The organism is Rathayibacter sp. VKM Ac-2856 (assembly GCF_013205055.1).
In the GTDB taxonomy this organism is placed as follows: domain Bacteria; phylum Actinomycetota; class Actinomycetes; order Actinomycetales; family Microbacteriaceae; genus Rathayibacter.
Window position 1 is genome coordinate 93,587 of sequence record NZ_JABMLF010000004.1, and the last position, 20,068, is coordinate 113,654.

Genomic DNA, 20,068 nt, shown 5'->3' on the forward strand with positions numbered 1-20,068 from the left:
CCTCCCGCATCAGTAGAACAGCCGGCGGAAGCGGGTGGAGTAGTCCAGCGCGGAGGTGCGCTGCCCGCGGACGACGGCGGGCACGCCCGCGACGATCGTCATCTCCTCGACGTCCGTCCGCACCAGCGAGCAGGCGCCGACGACCGCGCCGCGCCCGATCGAGACCCCCGCCACCACGGTCGTGCGCGAGGCCAGCCAGGCGTGGTCGCCGATGGTCACCGGCTCCTCGACGGCCTCGAAGGTGTCGGACTGCGGCAGGTGGTACGCCGTGATGATGTGGGTGTCGCTCGCGATCGCGACGTCGTCGCCGATGGTGATCCCGCCGCGCGCATCGAAGAAGCAGCGGAAGCCGATCGAGCAGTTCTCGCCGATCACCAGGCGGTCGATATCGAGGATCGACGTGCCGCGGCCGATCGAGGTGCCCGCGCCGATCCGCGCGCCCCACAGCCGCAGGACCCCCAGGCGCACCAGGTGGGAGGGGACGTGGGTCGCGACGATGTTGAAGGCGGCGATGCCGAGCTGGCGCCACGCCCGGCCGAGGATCCCGCTCACGAGCGCATCAGCTCCCGCTTCGCGTCGTCGGGCCCCGCAGGTGCCTCCGCCAGCGGCTCCGCCGGCCCGGTCTTCGCGACCGCCTCGACGTACGCCCGGCTCTCGTAGCCGTACGCGCGCCCGCGGTCGTCGGAGGCGGCGAGCAGGTTGACCACCACTCCCACCAGCGGCGCATGCACGCGCAGCAGGGCGTCCTTCGCGTTCGTCAGCTGCGGGCGCTTGACCAGCGCCGAGCCGACGACGAAGAGCACGGCGTCGGCGGCCCGGGCCAGGACGAGCGAGTCCGCGACGGGCAGCACGGGCGGGGCGTCGAGGACGACGTAGTCCGCCTCGGCGTGCAGCTCCTGGAGGATCCGATCGAAGGTGGGCGAGGCGAGCAGTTCCGCCGGGTTCGGCGGGGTGCGCCCGGACGCCAGCACGCGCAGGGCGCCGCTCTCGCCGATCGGCTGCAGCAGGTCCTTCGCGGCGGCCCGGCCGAGCAGCGCGTCGGTCAGGCCGACGCCGGTCTCGAGCCCCAGCCGCTCCGACAGCCGCGAGACGCGCAGGTCCGCGTCGACGAGGATCACGGACTTGCCGGCCGCGGCGAGGCTCGCGGCGAGGCTCAGCGAGATCGTCGACTTCCCCTCCCCGGGCACGGAGGAGGTGACCAGGATGATCCGCCGCGGCGACCCGCCGATGTCGACGAAGGTGAGGTTGGTGCGCAGCGCCCGCACGGCCTCGCCGAAGGACGAGCGCAGCGCCGCCTCCTCGATCAGCGGCACGGTGCCGAGGTTGCGGGTGCGCGGGATCGTCCCGAGCAGCGGCACCCCGAGCAGCGCCTCCGCCTGGCTCGCCTGCCGCACCCGCTGATCGAGCGCGTTGAGGATCAGCGCCAGCCCGACGCCGAGCAGGATGCCCGCGAAGCCGCCCGCGACGAGGACGAGCGGGATCGACGGCCACGACGGCGCCGCCGGCGGCGCGGCCTCCTCGAGCGGAGTGACGGTCACGACCGGGTCGCGCCCGGCCAGCGGCCGCTCGAGCGTCCCCGTGATCGTGCTGGAGAGCGAGGTCGCGACCGCGTTGACGAGGTCGGCCGACTCCTCCGCCGAGGGCGCCTCCGCCGAGAGGTTGATGATCAGGCTGTCGAGCTCGACCGTCGACGACACCCGCGTCGCCAGCTCCGCCGACGTGGTGTCGAGATCGAGGTCCTCGATGACCGCGTCGAGCACGATCGGGAGCGTCGCCACCGCGGCGTACGACTCCACCCGGCTCTGCGTGTAGGTCGAGCCCTGCAGCAGATCGGTCGCCGAGCCCGAGGCCTGGTTCGACACGAACAGCCGCGCGGTGGCCGTGTACTCGGGCGCCGTCAGCAGCAGCGCCCCGCAGCCGGTGAGCAGCCCGACGGCGAGCATGCTCACCACGAGGGCCCAGTAGCGCTGCCAGATCTGCACGAGTTCTCGGAGGTTCATGGGGCTTCTCTCGTGGTCTCTCTCGTCGTGTCCCGGAGCACGCGCGTCAGCCCTCGAGAGCGGCGCGGACGCGCTCGGAGACGATCGGTGCGATGACAGTGGCGTAGTCGTTCGTGAGGTGCTGCTCGTCGGCGCGGATGAGGGTGCCGCCGGCGAAGGCGGGGCACAGCTCGGCGCTGGCGCAGAACAGGTCGCGGGTCTCCACCAGGCGGGCGGAGGGGGAGGCGGCGACGGCGTCGGTCACGGCGTCGAGCATGGAGAACCACGCGTCGTTCACCGGCCCCGCGCAGTCGGACGGGGAGGAGAGGCGCGTGTAGCAGGAGGACATCGCCTTCCCGCGCGGCGGCGTCATGAGCACGACGGTCCGCGTGTCGGCGACCTCGGCGAGGCTCCGCTCCAGCCCCTCGGTCCAGCGGGACTCCGCGGTGGCGCCCTCCTCCGGGACCATCTGGAGCAGCTCCACCTCGGCGTCCGAGACGATCACGGCGGCGGGCTCCAGCGCCGCGATCCGCTCCATGGTCCAGCGGCGGTGGTCGTCGCAGGTCTGCGGCCAGCCGGGGGCGGGCTCGGAGGTGAGGTTGCCGGTGACCGGCACATCGGCGAAGGGGCACACCCCCCGTGTGAGCAGGTGCACGCGGTAGCCCTGCTCGTTGAGGGAGCCCGAGAGCGCGGGCGCCCAGGCGAGGGAGACCGAGTCGCCCACGAGCACGGCCGTCCGCGGGAGCGACGCGTCGCCGATCACGCAGTCGTCCTCGTTCGCCGCGGTGACGGGCAGGCACGTCTCGGCGAGGCCGCCGCCGAAGGCCGCGTCCCCCGTGTCGATCGTCGCCGCGACGGGCTCCGGCCACGACGTCGCGGACGAGGCGTCGCCGAGCGCCGCGGTGAGCCGGTCCAGCCCCTGCAGCTCCTCGGGCACCGCGGCGTCCGAGCCGGCCTCGGACACGGCCGCCGCCGAGACCCCGGTGACGGCCGTGCTCTCGCGGGGCACGACCACCACGATCGCGGTCGTCACGATCGCCGCGGCGCCGAGACCGAGCGCGATCCAGCGGGGCCAGCCCTCGCTCCCGCGCCGGTCCGCGCCGCGCGGGCGGAACTCGAGCCGGCGGCTGCGGCGGAAGGGCTCCTCGATGCCGTAGTGGCTCGCGGTGCCGAGGGCGAGGGCGAGCGGGATCGCTCCGACGAGGTACCAGGGCGAGTCGTGCCCGACCAGCGCCGCGAGGAAGACGAAGACCGGCCAGTGCCAGAGGTAGACCGAGTAGGAGATGCGCCCGAGGAACCGCGCGACGGGGTTCGTCAGCAGGACGAGGTGGGACGGGCCGCCCTCCCCCGCGACGATGATCGCCGCCGTGGCGAGGGTGGGGATCAGCGCCGCGACGCCCGGATAGGGGGTCTGCGGAGTGAGCACGAACGCTCCCGCGACGAGCACCGCGAGGCCCAGCCAGCCCAGCACCGGTCGGAGCGCGTCCGGGATCCGGCGCCAGTGCGCCGACCCGAGGAAGAGGAGCGCGCCGAGTGCCAGCTCCCACGCGCGGGTGAGCGTGGACAGATACGCGACGCCGGGGGAGAGCGCCGCCTGCACGACGCCCCAGCTGAACGAGACGGTCAGGACGAGCGCGACCAGCGCGACGACCCACCGCGTCGACGGCGGCCAGATCCGCGGGTCCGTCGGGCCCCGTCTGCGGCGCGCGACGGACCGCGCGATCGAGAAGCCCAGCAGGATCAGCAGCGGCCAGACGAGGTAGAACTGCTCCTCGACGGCGAGGGACCAGTAGTGCAGCAGCGGCGACTGCGGCGCCCACGTCGCGAAGTAGTCGGTGCCGGTGAGGATGAAGTTCCAGTTCGCGCTGAGCAGCGCGGCCCACACGCCGTCGACGAGGATCGACTCCGCCCGGGCCCGCCCGAAGACCAGGAACCCGGCGAGCACCGTCACCGCGATCACGACCGTCGCCGCCGGGGCGAGACGGCGCAGCCGCCGGACGTAGAAGGCCGGCAGCGAGAGGCGGCGGGTGCGCGTGTACTCCTTCACCAGGATCCCCGTGATGAGGAATCCGGAGAGCACGAAGAACGCGTCGAGTGCGACGTAGCCGCCGGCCGGGTACTCCACGAGATGCGTCGCGAGGATCAGCAGGAGCGCGGGCGCGCGGAGTCCTTCGAGATCTGCTCTGTACGACGAGCCACCCGGTCGACGGGGGGTGCCGGAGGGACTGCTCACCGTGCACCTCTGAATTCTCGATAGGGGTCGGGAAGACATTCTCGGCGCGCCGATCGCACCGACGGAATGTCTGTTTCTCGCTGTCGACGACGACTTCGGCATCACTGTAGTCGGCGGCCTTTCCCGCGCCTAACATCGCCATTGCTCACTACGCCGTCCCCTCCGGCGATGAAGAGCCAGGAGATGTTTCCTCGAAGGAGACGGGCGACCATGACGACCTATTCCGACCAGAGACCGGTGACTGACCCGGTGACCGATCGCGTGACCGTGCTGCACGTCTGCGAGCGCTTCGGCGGCGGTCTCGCCGACGCGATCTCGAGCTTCGCCGCGGCCGACTCCGGCATCCGCCACGTGCTGCTCTACGCGGCCAGTCCCGAGGTCCCGCTGCCGACATCGGCGCAGGAGATCTTCGACGAGATCATCGAGCTGCCCGCCGGCCACCTCGCGCGCGTGCTCGCGGTGCGCGCCGCCGTTCACCGCACACGCGCCCCGATCCTGCACTCGCACTCCGCATTCGCGGGTCTGTACGCGCGGCTCGCGCTCTCCCGGCACTCCGCGGCCCAGGTGCACTCACCGCACTGCTTCCCCTTCGAGCGGGCCGATCGCGGCCCGTCGACGCTCCGCGCGTTCCACCTGATCGAGTGGATCCTGGCGCGCAACACCTCGCTGTTCGTCACCTGCTCGGAGAACGAGCTGGCCCGCGCGCACGACCTGGGCGCCGCTCCGGCCGCCTGGGTGGTGAACACTGCGAATCACGTCCCGGAGCAGTTCATCCGCGACAGCAACGGCTATTCCGCGATAACTGCGATAAAGGACCTGAATGCTCCTCCGCGGGTCGTGGGAGTGGGCAGAGTGGCTCCACAGAAAGGCACCGACATCTTCTCGGAAGCCGTGCGCACTCTGATAGCCGAGGGAGTTCTGGCGCGATTCCGCTGGATCGGTCGCGGAAACTCGGAAGAGCTCACGAGAGATCTTGAGGACTCGGGAGTGGAGGTCACGGGATGGCTTCCCAAAGAAGTCGGACTCAATGCCCTGGCTGACGCGGATGTCTACGTGCACACGGCCCGCTGGGAGGGCTTCCCGGTCTCCCTCCTCGAGGCCGTGGCCATCGGAGTGCCGATCGTCGTCCTCCGCCGCCCCTACGCCGCGACCCTCCCCGACGAGCTGCTCGTCGAGGAGCACGAGCTCGCCGGCCGCATCGCCCTCCTCCTCGAGGACTGCGACCTCCGCCGGCGGAACGTCGACCTGGCCCGCGCCGCCCTCGCCTCCCATATCCCCGCCCGCCAGCGCGAGCAGCTGCAGGACGCCTACCTCTCCCTCGTGCGCCCGGAGTCGCGCCGAGGAGCCGCGACGACCCCCGCACCCGCCCATCACTTCCGCGCCGCGAAGGCCCGCTGACCCGTCACGTTGCGCCATCCTGCACCCCGAACGAGGGCCGCGAGCGCCGCGCCGAGACCCCGCGCGCGCACCGCACCCGACCATGCTGACCGAGCAGCCCGCACAGCGGACGCATCGAGATCCCCGCGCGTCGACGCAGGGCCCCCGCCTCAGAACGGCGGCGCCGCCCCGTCCACGAACCGCGGCCCCGGCGGCGGATCCGGCGGCCGCCCCGGGAGCACCGGCGGCCGACTGCTGACGCGCCTCCCGGTCGGCGTGGTCCACGCGATCGTCCCGTCGTCCTCCCGGCGGTAGGTCCAGCGGTCCCCGTGCCGGACGTGGTGGTGCGCGGTGCAGAGGGAGACGAGGTTCTCGAGGGACGTCTCGCCGCCGTGACGCCACTCGAGGGTGTGATCGGCCTCGCTGGTGGCGGCACTGCGGGTGCAGCCGGGGAAGCGGCAGGTCTGGTCGCGCAGCTGGAGGTGCAGGCGCATCCGCGCCGGAGGCACGCGCTGGGTGCGGCCGACGGAGACGACGACCCCGGTGTCCGGATCGGTGAGCACGCGGGTGAAGGAGGCGGCGGTGCGGATCAGCTCGCGGGCGATCTCCGCCGGGACCGGGCCGTAGCCGTCGACGTCCGCGGGCGCGTCGTCGAGGCCGACCGCCGTGGACGCCGCGAGGGTGAGCCGCACCTCCGCTCGGACGCCGGGGACGAAGGTCGGGTCCGGCCGCTCGCCGTCCACGGCCGGAGTCGTCCCGGTGATGTCGCCGTCGCAGAGCAGGTCGGCCGCGGCGTCGGCGCTCAGCTGCTGCAGGGTGCGCGGGTCGCCCTCGTCGCGGAGGGTGCGGGCGATGCGGCGCAGGCGGTCGTAGGCGCCGAGCACGACCGGCGCCGCGGCGTGGAGGCAGAGCGTGGCCATCCCGTCGACGTCGGGCGTGACCCACACCGCGCGGTCCTCGCGGGCGCGGGCGTGCCGCTCGGCGCGGGGCTGCTCGTGCAGCTCCTCCCGCCACCGGCGCAGGGCGCGGCGCAGCTGCGTGAGCGCCATCGAGGGCGCCGCGTCGGCCGCGCGCTGGTCGAGGAGAGCGCGGGAGTCCTCGGGCAGGCTGCCCGCGACGGCGCAGATCGCCTCGCCGGCCTCCCAGTGGATCCGCGCCGAGGCGAGCAGGGCGCGCGTGAGCGGCAGGTGCTCCATCAGCAGCTCCGCGTTCTCGACGCGGCGCGCGATCATCCGCTCCGGCAGGCCTTCGGCGACGGCGAGATCGGCGCGGATCGAGCGCTCGACGAGGTCTCGGGTCTCGCTCCGGGACACGCCGCGGGCGAAGGCCTCCGGGCGGGCGAGGGCCTTGCGGCAGTAGGAGTGGAGCTCCTCCGCCTCGGCGAGGCGCAGCTGAGCGGCCGCGCGAGCGAAGGCCGCGGCGCGATCGCCGTGCCCCTGCAGCTCGGCGAGTGCCGCGTCAGCCGTTCCGTCCTCAGTCATACGCGTATTGAATCAGGGACGGCCGACACCCGACCGGGCACACGGCCTCGACGGGACGATCGGGGGTCGAATCGGGGCTGTGGAGGAGGAACGGAGCCGGAAGCCCGGCGCCGGTGGGTCTCGATACGCCCTTCGGGCTACTCGACCAGCATGCGCGGGGGCCGCTCGACCTGCGAGGCAGGGACCACTCGGCCAGCATGCCGGGAGCTGGTCGACCAGAGGCTGGAAGCTGCTCGACCACCAGGCTGGAGACTGCTCGACCGGCGGGCCGGAGGCCGGTCGACCACTCTGCAGCGGGCCGCTCGTGACGCAGCCCCCGGGCCGCCCGACCAGCAGCGGGTGAACGACGACGGCTACCGTCGAGCACATGGCAGCGACACGGACCGACCGGCTGATCCGGTGCACCGCGCTCGCGGGCCTCGCCGTCCTCGTCCTCGGAGTGCTCGCCTTCTGCGCCGCGACCGCCTGGTCGGTCATCGAGTACAACCTCCACGAGGCGGGCGGTGCGGTCGGCCCCGAGTCCCCCTCCCCCGGTGTCCTGGTGGCCGTGAACACGGCGCTCGCACTGCTCGTCACCGGCCCCGCGGTCTCGCTGGCCGCCGTGCTCGCCCTCCTCGTCCGCAGCCGGCGCGCCTCGCCACCACGCGCGTCCCGCTCTCGATCGTGAACGGCCTCGCGGTCGCAGCCGTTCTGGGCTGACAGGCGCGCCGAGGTGTGGTTCCGTTGCGTCATGACCGCAGCGAGTCGAACGCCCGAGCCCGCGAGCCGCCGAGCGGAGCACCGCGCATGACCGGCGTCGGCCCGATCGACGTCGCCTTCACCGCGCCGATCGGCGTCACCGTGAAGGGCGACCTCTGGTCGTGCGTGGAGGTGCCGGGCTCGGTCGAGCTGTTCGGCACAGGCAAGGCCGTGAAGGTCGTCGCGACCGTCGACGGCGAGCCGCTGACCGCGGGCCTGATGCCGACCGGCGCCGGCGGCCACATGCTCTCGATCAGCGCCAAGCTCCGCAGGAAGCTCGGCAAGGCCCTCGGCGACGAGGTCGCCGTCCACCTCACCGAGCGCCTGACCTAGCGGCCGGACGGCGGATCCCGATGCGCCCGCGCTACTCGCTATTCGATCAGCATGAATCGACGAGCGCGTCGCTCGATGCTCTCCATGGGGCCACCCCCTCCATGCTGGTCGAGTAGCCCCGGAGGGGCGTATCGAGACCCCACCCCTGCAGAACGGTGGATCTCGATACGCCGCAAGGCGGGCTACTCGATCAACATGGACGCCCTGCTCCTCGAGCAGCCCCATCGGGGAGTGACACGACTCGCTCTGCCGTCGCTGGGCGCGCCAGAAGGAGGCGGGCCGCAGCGCTCCCGCGCCATGCGCCTGCACCATGGGCGAGGGCCGAGCATGATCGTGTGGCGATCGACGTCTTCACCGTGATCACTGAAGCGATGGCACCCGAGAAGAGGTGGTGGCAGAAGTGAGTGGCTACAGCGAGCAGTCGCAACGACTCGCCCGACAGCTCGCCGAGAAGGCGGCCGACAATCTGCGGCGCTCCGGACGGTCCGTCGTCCAGGACGCTGTGACCGGGCGGTATGTCGTCGGCCCGCATGGCGGAGGCGCCGTCGTCACCGAAGACGACGTCTCCCGCGAGTCGGGCGAGGAACGCCGCTCGAGAATCGCGCGTCGCGCGAGCTGACGGACGCGTCCGGGGCGGTCGATCGACCTCGGCAGGGCGGGGGCGCGTCTGAACCCGACCACTGCAGACCGGTGGATCTCGATACGCCCGCGAGGCGGGCTACTCGATCAGCATGGAGGGCAGCACCCCCGCCGCACTCCGCCACTCCGGGTGCCGCGCCTCGACGGCGTCGGTCGTCTCGTACTGCGTTGCAGTGGTGAGCGCGAACGGGCTCCGGACGTCGAGCTGCACGTGGTCGAGGCGGTCCCACACCGAGACGTGCCAGTCGCCGGGCGCGTCGCCGTCCCAGGTCGCGGTGCCCTCGGCGCCCGGCCGAGTGAACCACAGCTCGGCGCCCTCGCCGGTCTCCGCGGCGTCCCGCGTCAGCTCGTCCGCGACCCAGCCGTCGCCCAGCAGCTCGCTGCCGATCGCCTCCTGGATCTCCCGGCTCGCCTCGGCACCCGCCCCCTGCGGCACCAGGCGCAGGAGCAGGTCGACCGAGCGCTCATCGTCGTGCCGCGCCGACGGCTTGCCGCCCCGCGCCGACACGAGCAGCTCCGCGCCGATCAGCACCGGGTGCAGCGACTCCGCGGCGGCCACCGCAGTGTCACCGAGCTCCTCCGCCGCGAGGATCTGCTCGTCGATCCCCGCCGTCGGCCCCGACGCGCAACCGGTCAGCAGCCCGAGGAGCACGACGCCCGCGACCACCCGCGCCCGCCTCGATCCCACCGGTCCACCGTAGTCACAGGTGCACTCCGCGCCCGCGCGGGCTAAGGTTCGCGAGACGCGACCCGACGCGGATGGACGGATCCTGGCCGACCACGATCGTCGGTGCGCCCGGATCCGGAGACCCCTTGGACGCTCGACGACGCCTGCTGGTGGTGGCCGGAGCGGCCGCACTGCTGCTGGTCGCGGGGGCCCTGGTGCTCGACGCCACCGCTGGCCCAGGCACCCCGAGCGGCACGACCGGAGCCGCGGGCACCTCCTCCCCCGGAACGACCACGACCGCCGCGACCCCCGGCACCACCACCCCCGGCGCCACATCCCCCGGCACCGCGACCCCCGGCGCCACCTCCACCGCCACCGTCACGCCGCCGGACCCGTCGAATCCCGCCCCCGTCGCCGACCCCTCAGCCCCCCTCGAGGTCTCCGGCCCCGCCCCCGTCGACACCGGACTCCCCGACTCGACCCCGCGCCCCGCCCTCATCGCCCTTCCGCTGCCGGCCGCCGCGAGCGCCACCCGCGCGCTGGTCGCGGGCTACCCCTCCGCCGTCGTCGCTCCGCTGCCCGACTCGATCGTCGCCTCGAGCTCGGTCGAGCCCGCCGGCGGCGCGCTGCGCTCGGGCCTCACCGCGACCGTCGCCCTCGACGCCGAGCAGATCACCGAGAGCTACCGCCGCTCGCTCGCCGCGCAGGGCTTCACCTCCGCCGCCGTCGACGCCCCCGCCGACGGCGCAGCGATGGTCTTCACCGCCGGCGAGGACACCGTGAGCCTCTCCGTCACCCCCACCGGCACCCCGCGGATGAGCTACTCGCTGATCGCCGTCCTGCACCCGAGCGGCGGCTGACGTGTACATCTCCCTCTCCGACCGGCCCGAGGGCGCGGCCGAGCAGCCGTCCCGCGCCACCGGCCCCGCGCGCATCGCCCCGGCCGTCATCGCGCTCGGCATCGTCAGCCTCTTCACCGACGTCTCCTCCGAGTCGACCGCCGCGATCCTCCCCTTCTACATCACCGCCGCGCTGGGCATGTCGACGCTCGCGTACGGCGTCCTCGACGGCCTCTACCAGGGCGTCAGCGCCTTCGTCCGCATCGGCGCCGGCTGGACCGCCGACCGCACCGACCGCCCCAAGCTCGTCGCCCTCGCCGGCTACGGCCTGTCGATGCTCGCCCGCCTGGGCCTGCTGGCGAGCAGCGGCGCCGGTGCGCTCACCGCGGTCGTCACCGTCGACCGCCTCGGCAAGGGCATCCGCACCGCGCCCCGCGACGCGATGATCTCCGCCTCGTCCGAGCCCGCGTCGCTCGCCCGCTCGTTCGGCGTGCACCGGATGCTCGACACCATCGGCGCGACGATCGGCCCGCTCCTGGCGTTCGTCGTCCTGCTGCTCGTGCCGGACGGCTACTCGACGGTCTTCGTGCTGTCGGCCGCCTTCGCGACGCTCGGCGTGGTCGTGCTGCTGCTGTTCGTGCCCGACGTGCGGACGCGGCTGACCGGAGGCGCGGCCCGCGGCGCCGCCCGCCCGCGGCTCCCGTGGCGCCGCCTCTGGGACCGGCGTCCGCGCCGCCTCCTGCTCGCCGCCGGCCTGCTCGGGCTCCTCACGGTCGGCGACGGCTTCGTGTATCTGGTGCTGCAGAGCCGCAGCGGCTTCGCGGCGCAGTGGTTCCCGCTGCTGTACGTCGGGACGAACGCCGCCTACCTCGCCCTCGCGATCCCTTTCGGCCGCCTCGCCGACCGCTGGGGCCGCGCCCGGATGTTCGCCGCCGGCCACGTGCTGCTGCTCGCCGTCTACGTCCTCGCCGCGTCACCCGCCGCGGGCCTCGCGGTGACCATCGCCTGCCTGCTGCTGCTCGGCGCCTTCTACGCCGCGACCGACGGAGTGCTCGCGGCCGTCGCCGGGGCGAGCGTGCCCGCCGAGATCCGGGCGAGCGGGATCGCCGCGGCCCAGACGGTCGTCGCGGTCGCGCGGCTGTTCGCCTCGGTCGGCTTCGGAGCGCTGTGGCTGTGGCTCGGCCGCGAGGGCGCGATGATCGCCGTCGCCGTCGGTCTCGCCGCGGCCCTCCCCGTCGCGGTGCTGCTGCTGCGCGAGCGCTTCGCGGAGAAGAAGGGATGACGGCCGGGCAGGCGGGCCGCCTCTCGGACCGCGCACGCTGGATCATCGCCATCGTGGCCGCCGTCGCCCTGCTCGGCGGCGCGGCTGTTTATGGAGCCGGCGCCTGGGCGCGGTACCAGGCGCGCGCCTCCGCCGACTCCGCCGTCGCCGTCTCGACCGGCGACCCCGCGGACGGCGACCGGATCGTCTTCCGCAACACCGCGAGCGGCCAGGGCTACGGGCTGGTCGCCTCCGTGCCGCTGGCCGACCCGGGCGCCGCACGCATCCTCACCGACCGCGCCTGCGACCGCGTCGCCGCCACCGAGTCGATGGAGCTCTGCCTGCGCACCGACCGCGGCGTGCTGACCACCTTCGAGGCGGTGCTGACCGGCGCCGACGGCGAGACTTTGCAGACGTGGCCGCTGCCGGGCATCCCCAGCCGCGCGCGGATCGGCGACGGGATGCTGAGCACCACCGCGTTCGTCACCGGGCACTCGTATGCGCCGACCACCTTCTCCACGCAGACCGTCATCCGCTCGCTCGACCCGGCCGTTCCGGACCCGGGGGATCTGGAGTCCTTCGCGCTGAGCGTCGCGGGGGCGCCGCTGACGGCTGCGGACCGGAATCTGTGGGGAGTCACCTTCGCGGACGACGGGGACACGTTCTACGCGACCGCGGCGTCGGGGTCGCGGACGTGGCTGGTGCGCGGGAGCATGTCGGCGCGGACGATGACGGCGATCCACGACACGGCGGAGTGCCCGTCGCTGTCGCCGGACGAGACGCGGGTCGCGTACAAGAAGGATGTCGGGGACGGGGTGCCGGACTGGCGGATCGCGGTGCTGGATCTGGCGTCGGGGGTGGAGACGGTGCTGCCGGAGGAGCGGAGTGTGGACGACCAGGTGGTGTGGCTGGATGACGGCACCCTGCTCTACGGTCTCCCCCGTGAAGGCGCGGCCGGCGATACAGACGTCTGGTCGGTCGCGGGAGACGGAGCGGGCGACCCCGAGCTATACCTCGAACACGCGTGGTCGCCGTCGGTCATCCAGAACTAACGCCGACCTCCCGCCACCGGTAGCGGAGCCATATGCCCAGGCTGAGGTATCCGCCCAGTCCTTGCTGCCTTGCTGAGGCGACGGGTGCAAACCGCAGAACTATCTCGAGTTACTCGACTACTGGCGTGACGCCTCGAAGCGCTCCTAAGAGGAGGTGAGCCCAAACCCTCTAGTTGAGGACGGCAAGCATGCACAACGAGAAACGACGACGTGGGCAAACAACCTGCGGTGATGGTCAAATGCACGCGGGTCCGGCGACCGACGCTACGTTCGGTCCAGTAAGTTGGTGGGTGAGCAAGGACTCGCGGTCGAGGCCTCGTCGAGATCGGAGGTACCGTGCGACTCCTGCACATAAGCGACGTACACTTTCACGCTGCAGACCACGGGTGGGACGAGGACGCCGATCAACGAGCGCAACTCGTTGCGGACGTCCGGGCTGACTCAGAAGCAAACGGAGCCTTCGATGCTCTGTTGTTTGGCGGAGACATTGCCTTCAGCGCTTTGCCAGAAGAGTATTCACTTGCAACGCAATGGCTCGACCAGCTTGTTGCTGCAGGCGGTCTAGAAGGCAGGCACCGCGTATTCACAGTGCCCGGCAACCATGATGTCGATCGCAAGATAATACGTGCGAGCCAATCGCTGCAAGACTTTCGGACAGCACTCGCTAGCGCAAAAACTCCGGCCCTCGACGAGGCACTCCGAACTCGAATGTCATCCGATCCCGCTGCCGCACCTGTATTTGCGCACCTCGCAGCGTACAACACCTTTGCGGAACAATTCGTATGTGGAGTAACACCGAACAAACCAGCGTGGTCCTTCCCGGATTTCACCCTCGACGGATGGAGAGTACGCCTCGTCGGCTTAACATCTGTTATAAATTGTGGTCCCGAAAACGAGACCGCAGAACCGGGCCAACAGAGTCTTGTACTCGGGACTCAACAATGCCGGATGCCTCGAGATGAAGCGGATGTCACAATAGTCATGATGCATCATCCGCCGGAGTGGATTCGCGATTGGCACAGAGTGCGTCCACACCTGTCTCGGGCTCACCTGTGGCTGTTCGGCCACGAGCACGCCTTCGGTGCACGCCAAGACACCGCAAACGGCACAGTCGAAATTCGAGCAGGCGCCGTCGCCCCAGAGCGCGATACCCACGGCGAATCCGCACCATATTTACCAGCCTTCAATTTCATCGATCTACACCGCGTTGATGATCATCTCGGCGTTACCGTTAAAGCCCGAGTCTGGGACATTGAGCGAACTAGATTCCTCGCAAGGGATGCACTCCTGTACGAAATAAGTTTGGATCCACTTGGCCAGACAAACATAGTCGCTTCCGATTCAACTAGCGCCTCCGACGAATCAATGTCGGCTTCCCCCCTATCCCTGTCGGCCGAACCGCAGGATGGAGGTACCGACATAGCCAGCACCCCTGCGGAGAACAATCTCGACCTACGAAAAGTTGCAATTCAGTACATGGCACTACCCACAAATCGTCGAATCTCAATAGCACGCGGAATCGGGGCGCTAGATGACGAAGACCTTACGATTCCCCCAACCGAGCTATATCCAATTTTGCTTCGTCGCATCGCCGAGCGAGGATCAATCTCAGATCTCATGAAGGAGCTTGCTAAATGATTGAAGTCTTGAACGACTTGGCCACCGCATTTGCGTCCACGAGCCTGACCCTCTCCGCAGATACACTCCTGGCGCGGAAGCTAACTGTCGTCGAGGCGGAAGAGACGTTGGATATTGACGAGCTTTCATCTGTCGCGTTTGGGGGGAATCGGAAAACTGACGTCTCGCAAGTTGAGTCCCTGATAGTGAAACACGATCCGACATACGCTCGAGGTCGAAGCGGCGAGACCGCTCGCCTGGTGGCAACGATCGCACTCGAGACTCAGATCGACCGCAAGATCACCATTAGTGCCCTACGGGCGCTCACCGCTGACTTCATGGGCGACCGTATCCTTCGGCCTGAAATCATCACCAAAGCTCAGTTTTTGGCACATTCCGATGCTAAGCACAACCGCGCTCGGCCGAGCACTAAGCTTCCCTCGAACAACGTCAAGACTCTCGTTACTCAATCTGGCGAATACGATAATGCTCACCTCTCGACGAGCGTCCGATCGCTTGCCCGCCGCCTGGAGGAAGTTATCGCAGTCTTCGATACGAGGATCCTCCTAATGGACGAAGAGATCGACGTTCTATGGTGGGCCCGCCAAGACGAACCGAGTTGGACAGAATCTGATGGAGTAGAACGCGTCGTCGCCGCCGCTCTAGATCTCTCCAATATTATTCATCGCTGGCCAATCACGACAGTCACTCGCCGGGTCCTTCACGATGAGATCTCCGCCGGCAGCGATGCTGAAGTAGAGCTCTCTTCATTGCTAGCAGTAGACCCTTCTATTGTAGAAGCCATTCCACTCGCGAGCTCAGGGGCCACCCCAATACTCAAGATTCTCGAGGTTGGAAGGTCCTTCCAGGGTCAGCCCGACGTTGCACAAGCTATTCTTGCGAAGGAGGGGGTCGATATTTCGCGCCTCGTCTCACCAAAAGACTTGGCGGATCAACTTTTGCGCGAATACGCCTACAGCCACCTCTCCAAATGAGTTCCACGCTCACCTGCGATCAGTCAGGATGTCCGTTACTGATCGATGGTCGGTGCCTAGAAGGCATTTTGCCGCCGAACGACTGCCCACATGCGGAAGTTGTAACAGGCGACACAATATTAGCCACAAGCACAAGCACTTCCACAGCGGTGACACATCCAACAAACGATGAAACCATAGGAAACGATAGTAGACTAGAGAACTCCGAGCCTGCCTACCTACCGAGCGACGAGTACCTGGCTGGCGACAAGCCGTTAAGGGCGGAGGAAGCCAATCGGCTTTTGTCGGAGCAAAATTGCAGCGTCATTCTTGTCGCGGGTGAGGCCAACGCGGGGAAGACGACATTGTTCGTTGAGATCTGGGCGCAGTTTCTTCAGGGAGAATTCGCTGGCTGGAGATTTGCGTCGTCCCGCACGCTCCTTGCCCTAAGTAGCCTCCACGCAACGGCAAGGTCATCATCTGGGCGAACCGATCCGGAGACAGCAAGGACGCAAGCAGAAGAGCCGCAGTTCATCCATTTAGCGGTTGAAAACGACGCACAGCACGTTGAATTTCTCTTCTCGGATGTCCGCGGCGAATACTTTGAGCCGGTCATCAACGGACAGCTCCTTGGCGATAGCATTCCCCTTGTGAGTCGCGCAGATTGCTGCATCATCTTAATGAGTAGTGAGGGTTTCGGCAACACTGGCGCCCGCGCCCGTGCAATTACTAGAGTTCGTCAATTACTCGGTGGTCTCACCGTGGACGGCGGCTTGAGACAGGGCATACCCGTCCTACTTGCTTGGAGCAAAGCCGACCACATCCAAGTTAATGACCGCGAGGAATCTCTAAAGATGCTCGACGCTTTAGAATACGAATTTGGGTCAAGAGTGTCGCTAACGACACAGTTGATTGGCGCCCGACCAAAAACGGGACCGTTTTTCGGCTTAGACGGGACGGTCGAGTGGCTCGCGGAAGTCGGGAAGCCGAAGCGCACCGACCCACCGCTGCTACGGGGCGAGCAATCGGATCGATATTTTTGGCAGCCTAGATCGGGAGATGCAAGATCGTGACGGAAACCTTCAACGTCGTGATGGCGGGGCTTCCGGCAGCAGGAAAAACGACTTACCTTGTCGCTCTCTATATGTCAATGATGGCTGGCGAGTCCAAGTTGACACGGAGTGGATATTCAGACGATCGCGAGTACATGAATGATCTGAGCGATAAGGTTTTTGCGCTTGCCCCAGTCGAGCGTACGCGCGCAGACCGCAACTTGTCTTTATCGCTCGCAGTCGAGACTCCAAGCCATAGGACTGGTCGCCTGGTGGTTCCCGATCGTTCAGGCGAGATTTGGGAACAGCTGGTAATTGATCGCACGTTGGAGGCGTCTATCAGCGACATGCTCTCGGAAGCGGAGGGCATTTGTGTCTTCATCAATACGGAGACCTATAGGCATGATCCCCTGATCGTTGATATAACGCAAGTATCGGATGTGTTCCCTTCAGCTGATTCGACGAACGCGATTGTCGACGACAAAGTGCATCCAGAGCAGGTGAAGATTACTGAGATGGTGCAGCTACTGGCTTCGAAGCGTTATCCGAGTACGTTTCGGATTAGTATTGTACTCTCCGCCTTTGACTCAGTCGACGCGCATGGACCAGCCAGGTGGCTAGCTGATAATATCCCTCTACTTGACCAGTACTTGCGGTCGAATGTCGCGACACTTCATTCGAGAGTTTTCGGCGTCAGCGCGCAGGGGGGAAGCCTGGTCAATCCGGTAACTCGTAAGGCGCTCGAAGCAGTTAATCCCGCAGAGAGAGCCTGGGCCAAAGATGACAACGGGGTCTCCTGTGCCATTGAATCTCCTATGCTATGGGCGCTAGGTGAGATCTGATGGGAAGGACTTTCTCAGTCAATCAGGCCCTTTTTGGATATAAAGATGGTCATCGTCTTCTTGCGTCGTCCATCGGTTTGGCTCCAGGGTCGGTGAGGCGGCTGCGCGCAGCGACAGACGTAAGCTTTCGAGATCAGCGTGCCAGCTACATAACCGCCCTGCCGCTGCCAGACGACAGCGCATATGCGATAGCCCGCACTTGGCTAGCGCCTGAATGGACACGTCCGGGGAGCGTATGGTCGCATGTCCTTCTCGTAGACTTTGTTACTCTTGGGTCTTTACGCAACTTCAGCGGCATAATTCGCTCATTTCGTCGCCCCTCAGCGAAGGACTTCTCTCTCGGAAGAGCATCAAGCGAATATTCGGACCGTTTGGAACTCGACCAGGACTCGCGGGTTGTGGCTCCGTTGACGACGTCCCTTATAGAGGACGCTGCGCTTTTAGCTGACCTTTATAGCTCGACACATCGCGTCGTCTGGCCCACGTCTGGATCGCAAGCATACGAAGAAACCCTCGCAGCAATATACGAACAACAGTGGGCCCGCCTTCGCAGAAGCTTTGCCTTTCGCTCACGTGAGCGATCTGAAGAGACAAGCTTGCCGTTCGACCTCGAAATTGTAGAATCGGGAATCCCACGTGCGCCGAAGCGGGCAACAGATTGGTCACGATTTTTAGCTCGTGACTTACGAATTCCCGATGCAGGGTTCCGCGATTATCTTGCACGAGTTGGGGCCGAATCGCCGGGCGGCCGAAATGAAATGAGGGTCCTTACCGAGCTTCATCTGATGCTTCATGCCAACCCGCCTGCGCCTGAACTGGTTGGCGAGTTGATTAAAAGCCGCTATCCGTTGGCGCGAGATATGCGGTCGCTAAAGCGCGAAGTATTTGGCCGCGGAGCCTCCGGGCGAGAACTCACAACTCAGAAATGGCCGGAATCGACACGACTGACTGTCGCCTTGGCAAATCCCGAATGCCTCGACTACGGCGACCTTGAAGTCGGGCCACGTCTTGCGACGCTTATCGCCGATGGACAAGAGGGGCGCGGCGTAATCGATTCTGCCAAGGTCGAAGCAATGTCCGACGACCAGATTCACTCGATCGTGGACGGTCTGGTTAGCGGGCTCGAGGATAAGCACGCAGTGGTCGCGGCGGTCGGGCACGACGACCTAGGGTTGTTGATTGTCTCAAGGCGCCCTACACTTCTGCGCTATACGGAAGTCTGGGCAGGACTAGAACCCGAAATGCTAGTGAGCCTTTTTTCCGCACAGTCGGAAGTGGATCAAATCGAGGTTATAGTTTCGCTCGCCGCCGCTAAGTCGATTGATGCGCTTTCAGCTCTGATCGCTTCTGACACGTCACGATGGTGGCGGCTATTGCGTGTTCTGTCATCCGACGTGAATCGAGAAAACTTCATCGATCACTCGATGGTCTTGCGGGGCACACTCGAGCGAGTTGGCGTGGCAGCTTTGGTCGGCGTGCCAATATCCGAAACGTCTGATAGTGAAATCCTGCTTCTTCTGCAAGCGGGGGATCTATCCTGGGGCCTTTGGCGAAGAGTGAACGCCGACCGATGGATTAGCGCGTTAGCTGCCGAGTCGCGATTCCGAAGTCAATTTACTGACGCGCTCGACAGACTCGCTGCGATCACGCTCGTAACAGCAGCGGGATCTCCCAAAATGGATGTGCGCCAAGAGGGTTGGAACAAAGCTTTTCCCTACCTGCACGAAGCATTGAAGCGCGAATCCTTCGAGAAAGAAGCCTGGGGAGTGTTGTCGACAATTCTGCCCGCTGGCCCGGCGTGGGATAGGTGCCAGCGACTTCGAAACGGCGCAGTCTCTGAGATTCGACGAGATTCGTGGAATCCAATCTTGGCAGAACGGCTAATTACCGCCGCTCAAGGTTTCGAAACCGAGATGCGACTTCGATTGGAAGAGGTGAATCGCAAGAAGAGGCGTAAGAACTGGCTTGAGGAATTCCTCAGCAGGTTTGCCTGATGCGAAACTTCGCAAGATTCGCGACGAACATTGAGCCGAGTGACTTCTGCATATCGACATTTGGCCACCGCGATCGATGTAGTTGAGGGAGTGTTTCGGTTCACGGCGACACAATGGCACATTGCAAGCAGAGTGCGTTTCGGGTTGGGGTTCTCCTGCGCAGAGGCGCGGGTGAAGTGGGTAGAACAATGCCGCGATGAGGCGCCCTAGCGCAAGCGTTGGACTATTCTCGGCGCTGTCGGCGCGAGCCAGTCGTGCTGCCGCCACGTCAATCAAAGTTCAAGGAGCCCTGAGAATGAACTTCGTTTGTACACGCTCTGAGTAGGTATTAGGTCGGGTGCGAACGCTCCGCAATCCTGACAGGACTCGCGCCGACTAGTTCCCGAGTGCGGTGAAGTAGCCGCTTTGCCGATATTTTGGCGAAGGTACTTCGGTCGGTTGCCGTGCTCATAGCGGGCGCGGTAGGGGACCGTGTCGTCATGATGCGGCGCAGGGGCTCACTTCGTATGTCCCTGCGGGCCGCGATGCACCCCACGACTCGCCGACAGGTCACATTCGTCGGCCACCGCAAGCGAGTCAGATGTGCCTCTTTCGCGAGTTCGGACGTCGACGGTGTCGACTACCCGCCCGGCGAGCACCCGCGTCGAGTGGCCGTGGCCGACGCCGGGATCTCGCTTGTCATGCGCTGGTACTCCGCGCGCATCGGCGAGGGCGTCATCCTCGACCTGCGCACCGCCGTCTTCAACCACGTGCAGAAGATGCCGATCGCGTTCTTCACCCGCACCCGCACGGGCGCCCTCGTCAGCTGGCTCAACAACGACGTCATCGGAGCGCAGCAGGCCTTCAGCGGCACGCACGATGTTTGGCTCAGATAGTGCGGCGGATCACGGCCGCCGCCCTCTACCATTCCATCACGACTGCTCCTCATTGGGTTCATCCTTGGGCGCATTGCCCTGTGTCGCGGTGCCGATGTGCGCCCGTCAAACGGTC

Annotated in this window: 17 protein-coding genes and 2 pseudogenes; 14 read left to right on the forward strand and 5 right to left on the reverse strand. The window is 67.0% G+C overall.

Annotation, left to right across the window (positions count from 1 at the left end; translation table 11 throughout):
- Positions 1 to 9: 9 nt before the first annotated feature.
- Genes HQQ82_RS13455 through HQQ82_RS13465 form a run of 3 tightly spaced genes read right to left on the reverse strand, consistent with a single transcriptional unit; the run spans position 10 to position 4,212 of the window.
- The gene (locus HQQ82_RS13455) at positions 10 to 552 is read right to left on the reverse strand and encodes an acyltransferase (protein WP_173234040.1); all 543 of its coding nucleotides are present in this window, start codon (positions 550 to 552) and stop codon (positions 10 to 12) included.
- Positions 549 to 2,000 (reverse strand): polysaccharide biosynthesis tyrosine autokinase, encoded by a 1,452-nt coding sequence (locus HQQ82_RS13460; protein WP_173234042.1) that lies wholly within the window; start codon positions 1,998 to 2,000, stop codon positions 549 to 551. The genes HQQ82_RS13455 and HQQ82_RS13460 overlap by 4 nt, the downstream gene beginning before the upstream one ends.
- A 46-nt stretch (positions 2,001 to 2,046) precedes the next feature.
- Complete coding sequence (locus tag HQQ82_RS13465; RefSeq protein WP_173234044.1) at positions 2,047 to 4,212, reverse strand: acyltransferase family protein; 2,166 nt, start codon at positions 4,210 to 4,212, stop codon at positions 2,047 to 2,049.
- 210 nt (positions 4,213 to 4,422) lie between these two features.
- Here HQQ82_RS13465 and HQQ82_RS13470 point away from each other — a divergent pair, with 210 nt between their 5' ends.
- Positions 4,423 to 5,610 (forward strand): glycosyltransferase, encoded by a 1,188-nt coding sequence (locus HQQ82_RS13470; RefSeq protein ID WP_173234046.1) that lies wholly within the window; start codon positions 4,423 to 4,425, stop codon positions 5,608 to 5,610.
- Positions 5,611 to 5,759: 149 nt separating this feature from the next.
- On the opposite strand, the gene HQQ82_RS13475 is transcribed toward HQQ82_RS13470, so the two are convergent.
- Positions 5,760 to 7,070 (reverse strand): HNH endonuclease signature motif containing protein, encoded by a 1,311-nt coding sequence (locus HQQ82_RS13475; RefSeq protein WP_173234048.1) that lies wholly within the window; start codon positions 7,068 to 7,070, stop codon positions 5,760 to 5,762.
- 367 nt (positions 7,071 to 7,437) lie between these two features.
- On the opposite strand from HQQ82_RS13475, the gene HQQ82_RS13480 reads away from it, so the two are divergent.
- The 3 genes from HQQ82_RS13480 (at position 7,438) to HQQ82_RS13490 (ending at position 8,760) form a co-directional block, all read left to right on the forward strand.
- Entirely contained in the window at positions 7,438 to 7,737 is a 300-nt protein-coding gene (locus HQQ82_RS13480; protein WP_173234050.1) for a hypothetical protein, read from the forward strand.
- A 119-nt stretch (positions 7,738 to 7,856) separates the two neighbouring features.
- Entirely contained in the window at positions 7,857 to 8,141 is a 285-nt protein-coding gene (locus HQQ82_RS13485; protein WP_173234052.1) for a DUF1905 domain-containing protein, read from the forward strand.
- A 388-nt stretch (positions 8,142 to 8,529) separates the two neighbouring features.
- The gene (locus HQQ82_RS13490; protein WP_173234054.1) at positions 8,530 to 8,760 is read left to right on the forward strand and encodes a hypothetical protein; all 231 of its coding nucleotides are present in this window, start codon (positions 8,530 to 8,532) and stop codon (positions 8,758 to 8,760) included.
- Between the two features lie 99 nt (positions 8,761 to 8,859).
- Here the strand turns inward: HQQ82_RS13490 and HQQ82_RS13495 are convergent, their stop codons facing one another.
- Positions 8,860 to 9,468 carry a hypothetical protein gene (locus HQQ82_RS13495; RefSeq protein ID WP_173234056.1) on the reverse strand — a complete coding sequence of 203 codons (609 nt, stop codon included), beginning with the start codon at positions 9,466 to 9,468 and terminating at the stop codon, positions 8,860 to 8,862.
- A gap of 125 nt (positions 9,469 to 9,593) precedes the next feature.
- On the opposite strand from HQQ82_RS13495, the gene HQQ82_RS13500 reads away from it, so the two are divergent.
- The 10 genes and pseudogenes from HQQ82_RS13500 to HQQ82_RS13540 all read left to right on the forward strand — a co-directional run.
- Positions 9,594 to 10,307, forward strand: coding sequence for a hypothetical protein (locus tag HQQ82_RS13500; protein ID WP_173234058.1), 714 nt, complete (start codon positions 9,594 to 9,596; stop codon positions 10,305 to 10,307).
- A gap of 7 nt (positions 10,308 to 10,314) precedes the next feature.
- Complete coding sequence (locus HQQ82_RS13505; protein WP_367947964.1) at positions 10,315 to 11,568, forward strand: MFS transporter; 1,254 nt, start codon at positions 10,315 to 10,317, stop codon at positions 11,566 to 11,568.
- Positions 11,565 to 12,599, forward strand: coding sequence for a hypothetical protein (locus HQQ82_RS13510; protein ID WP_173234061.1), 1,035 nt, complete (start codon positions 11,565 to 11,567; stop codon positions 12,597 to 12,599). Before HQQ82_RS13505 ends, HQQ82_RS13510 begins: the two co-directional genes overlap by 4 nt.
- 336 nt (positions 12,600 to 12,935) lie before the next feature.
- On the forward strand, positions 12,936 to 14,237 hold the full coding sequence (locus tag HQQ82_RS13515) for a metallophosphoesterase (RefSeq protein ID WP_173234063.1): 1,302 nt from the start codon (positions 12,936 to 12,938) through the stop codon (positions 14,235 to 14,237).
- Entirely contained in the window at positions 14,234 to 15,211 is a 978-nt protein-coding gene (locus tag HQQ82_RS13520; protein ID WP_173234065.1) for a GTPase-associated system all-helical protein GASH, read from the forward strand. The genes HQQ82_RS13515 and HQQ82_RS13520 overlap by 4 nt, the downstream gene beginning before the upstream one ends.
- Entirely contained in the window at positions 15,208 to 16,263 is a 1,056-nt protein-coding gene (locus HQQ82_RS13525; RefSeq protein WP_173234067.1) for a hypothetical protein, read from the forward strand. Before HQQ82_RS13520 ends, HQQ82_RS13525 begins: the two co-directional genes overlap by 4 nt.
- Positions 16,260 to 17,084, forward strand: coding sequence for a hypothetical protein (locus HQQ82_RS13530; protein ID WP_173234069.1), 825 nt, complete (start codon positions 16,260 to 16,262; stop codon positions 17,082 to 17,084). The genes HQQ82_RS13525 and HQQ82_RS13530 overlap by 4 nt, the downstream gene beginning before the upstream one ends.
- Positions 17,084 to 17,377: pseudogene (locus HQQ82_RS20645) on the forward strand (hypothetical protein); the annotation flags it as partial. The gene HQQ82_RS13530 and the pseudogene HQQ82_RS20645, both read left to right, overlap by 1 nt.
- 303 nt (positions 17,378 to 17,680) lie before the next feature.
- On the forward strand, positions 17,681 to 19,078 hold the full coding sequence (locus HQQ82_RS13535; protein ID WP_173234071.1) for a hypothetical protein: 1,398 nt from the start codon (positions 17,681 to 17,683) through the stop codon (positions 19,076 to 19,078).
- 647 nt (positions 19,079 to 19,725) lie between these two features.
- Positions 19,726 to 19,932, forward strand: a pseudogene (locus HQQ82_RS13540) (ABC transporter transmembrane domain-containing protein); the annotation flags it as partial.
- Between the last annotated feature and the right edge of the window lie 136 nt (positions 19,933 to 20,068).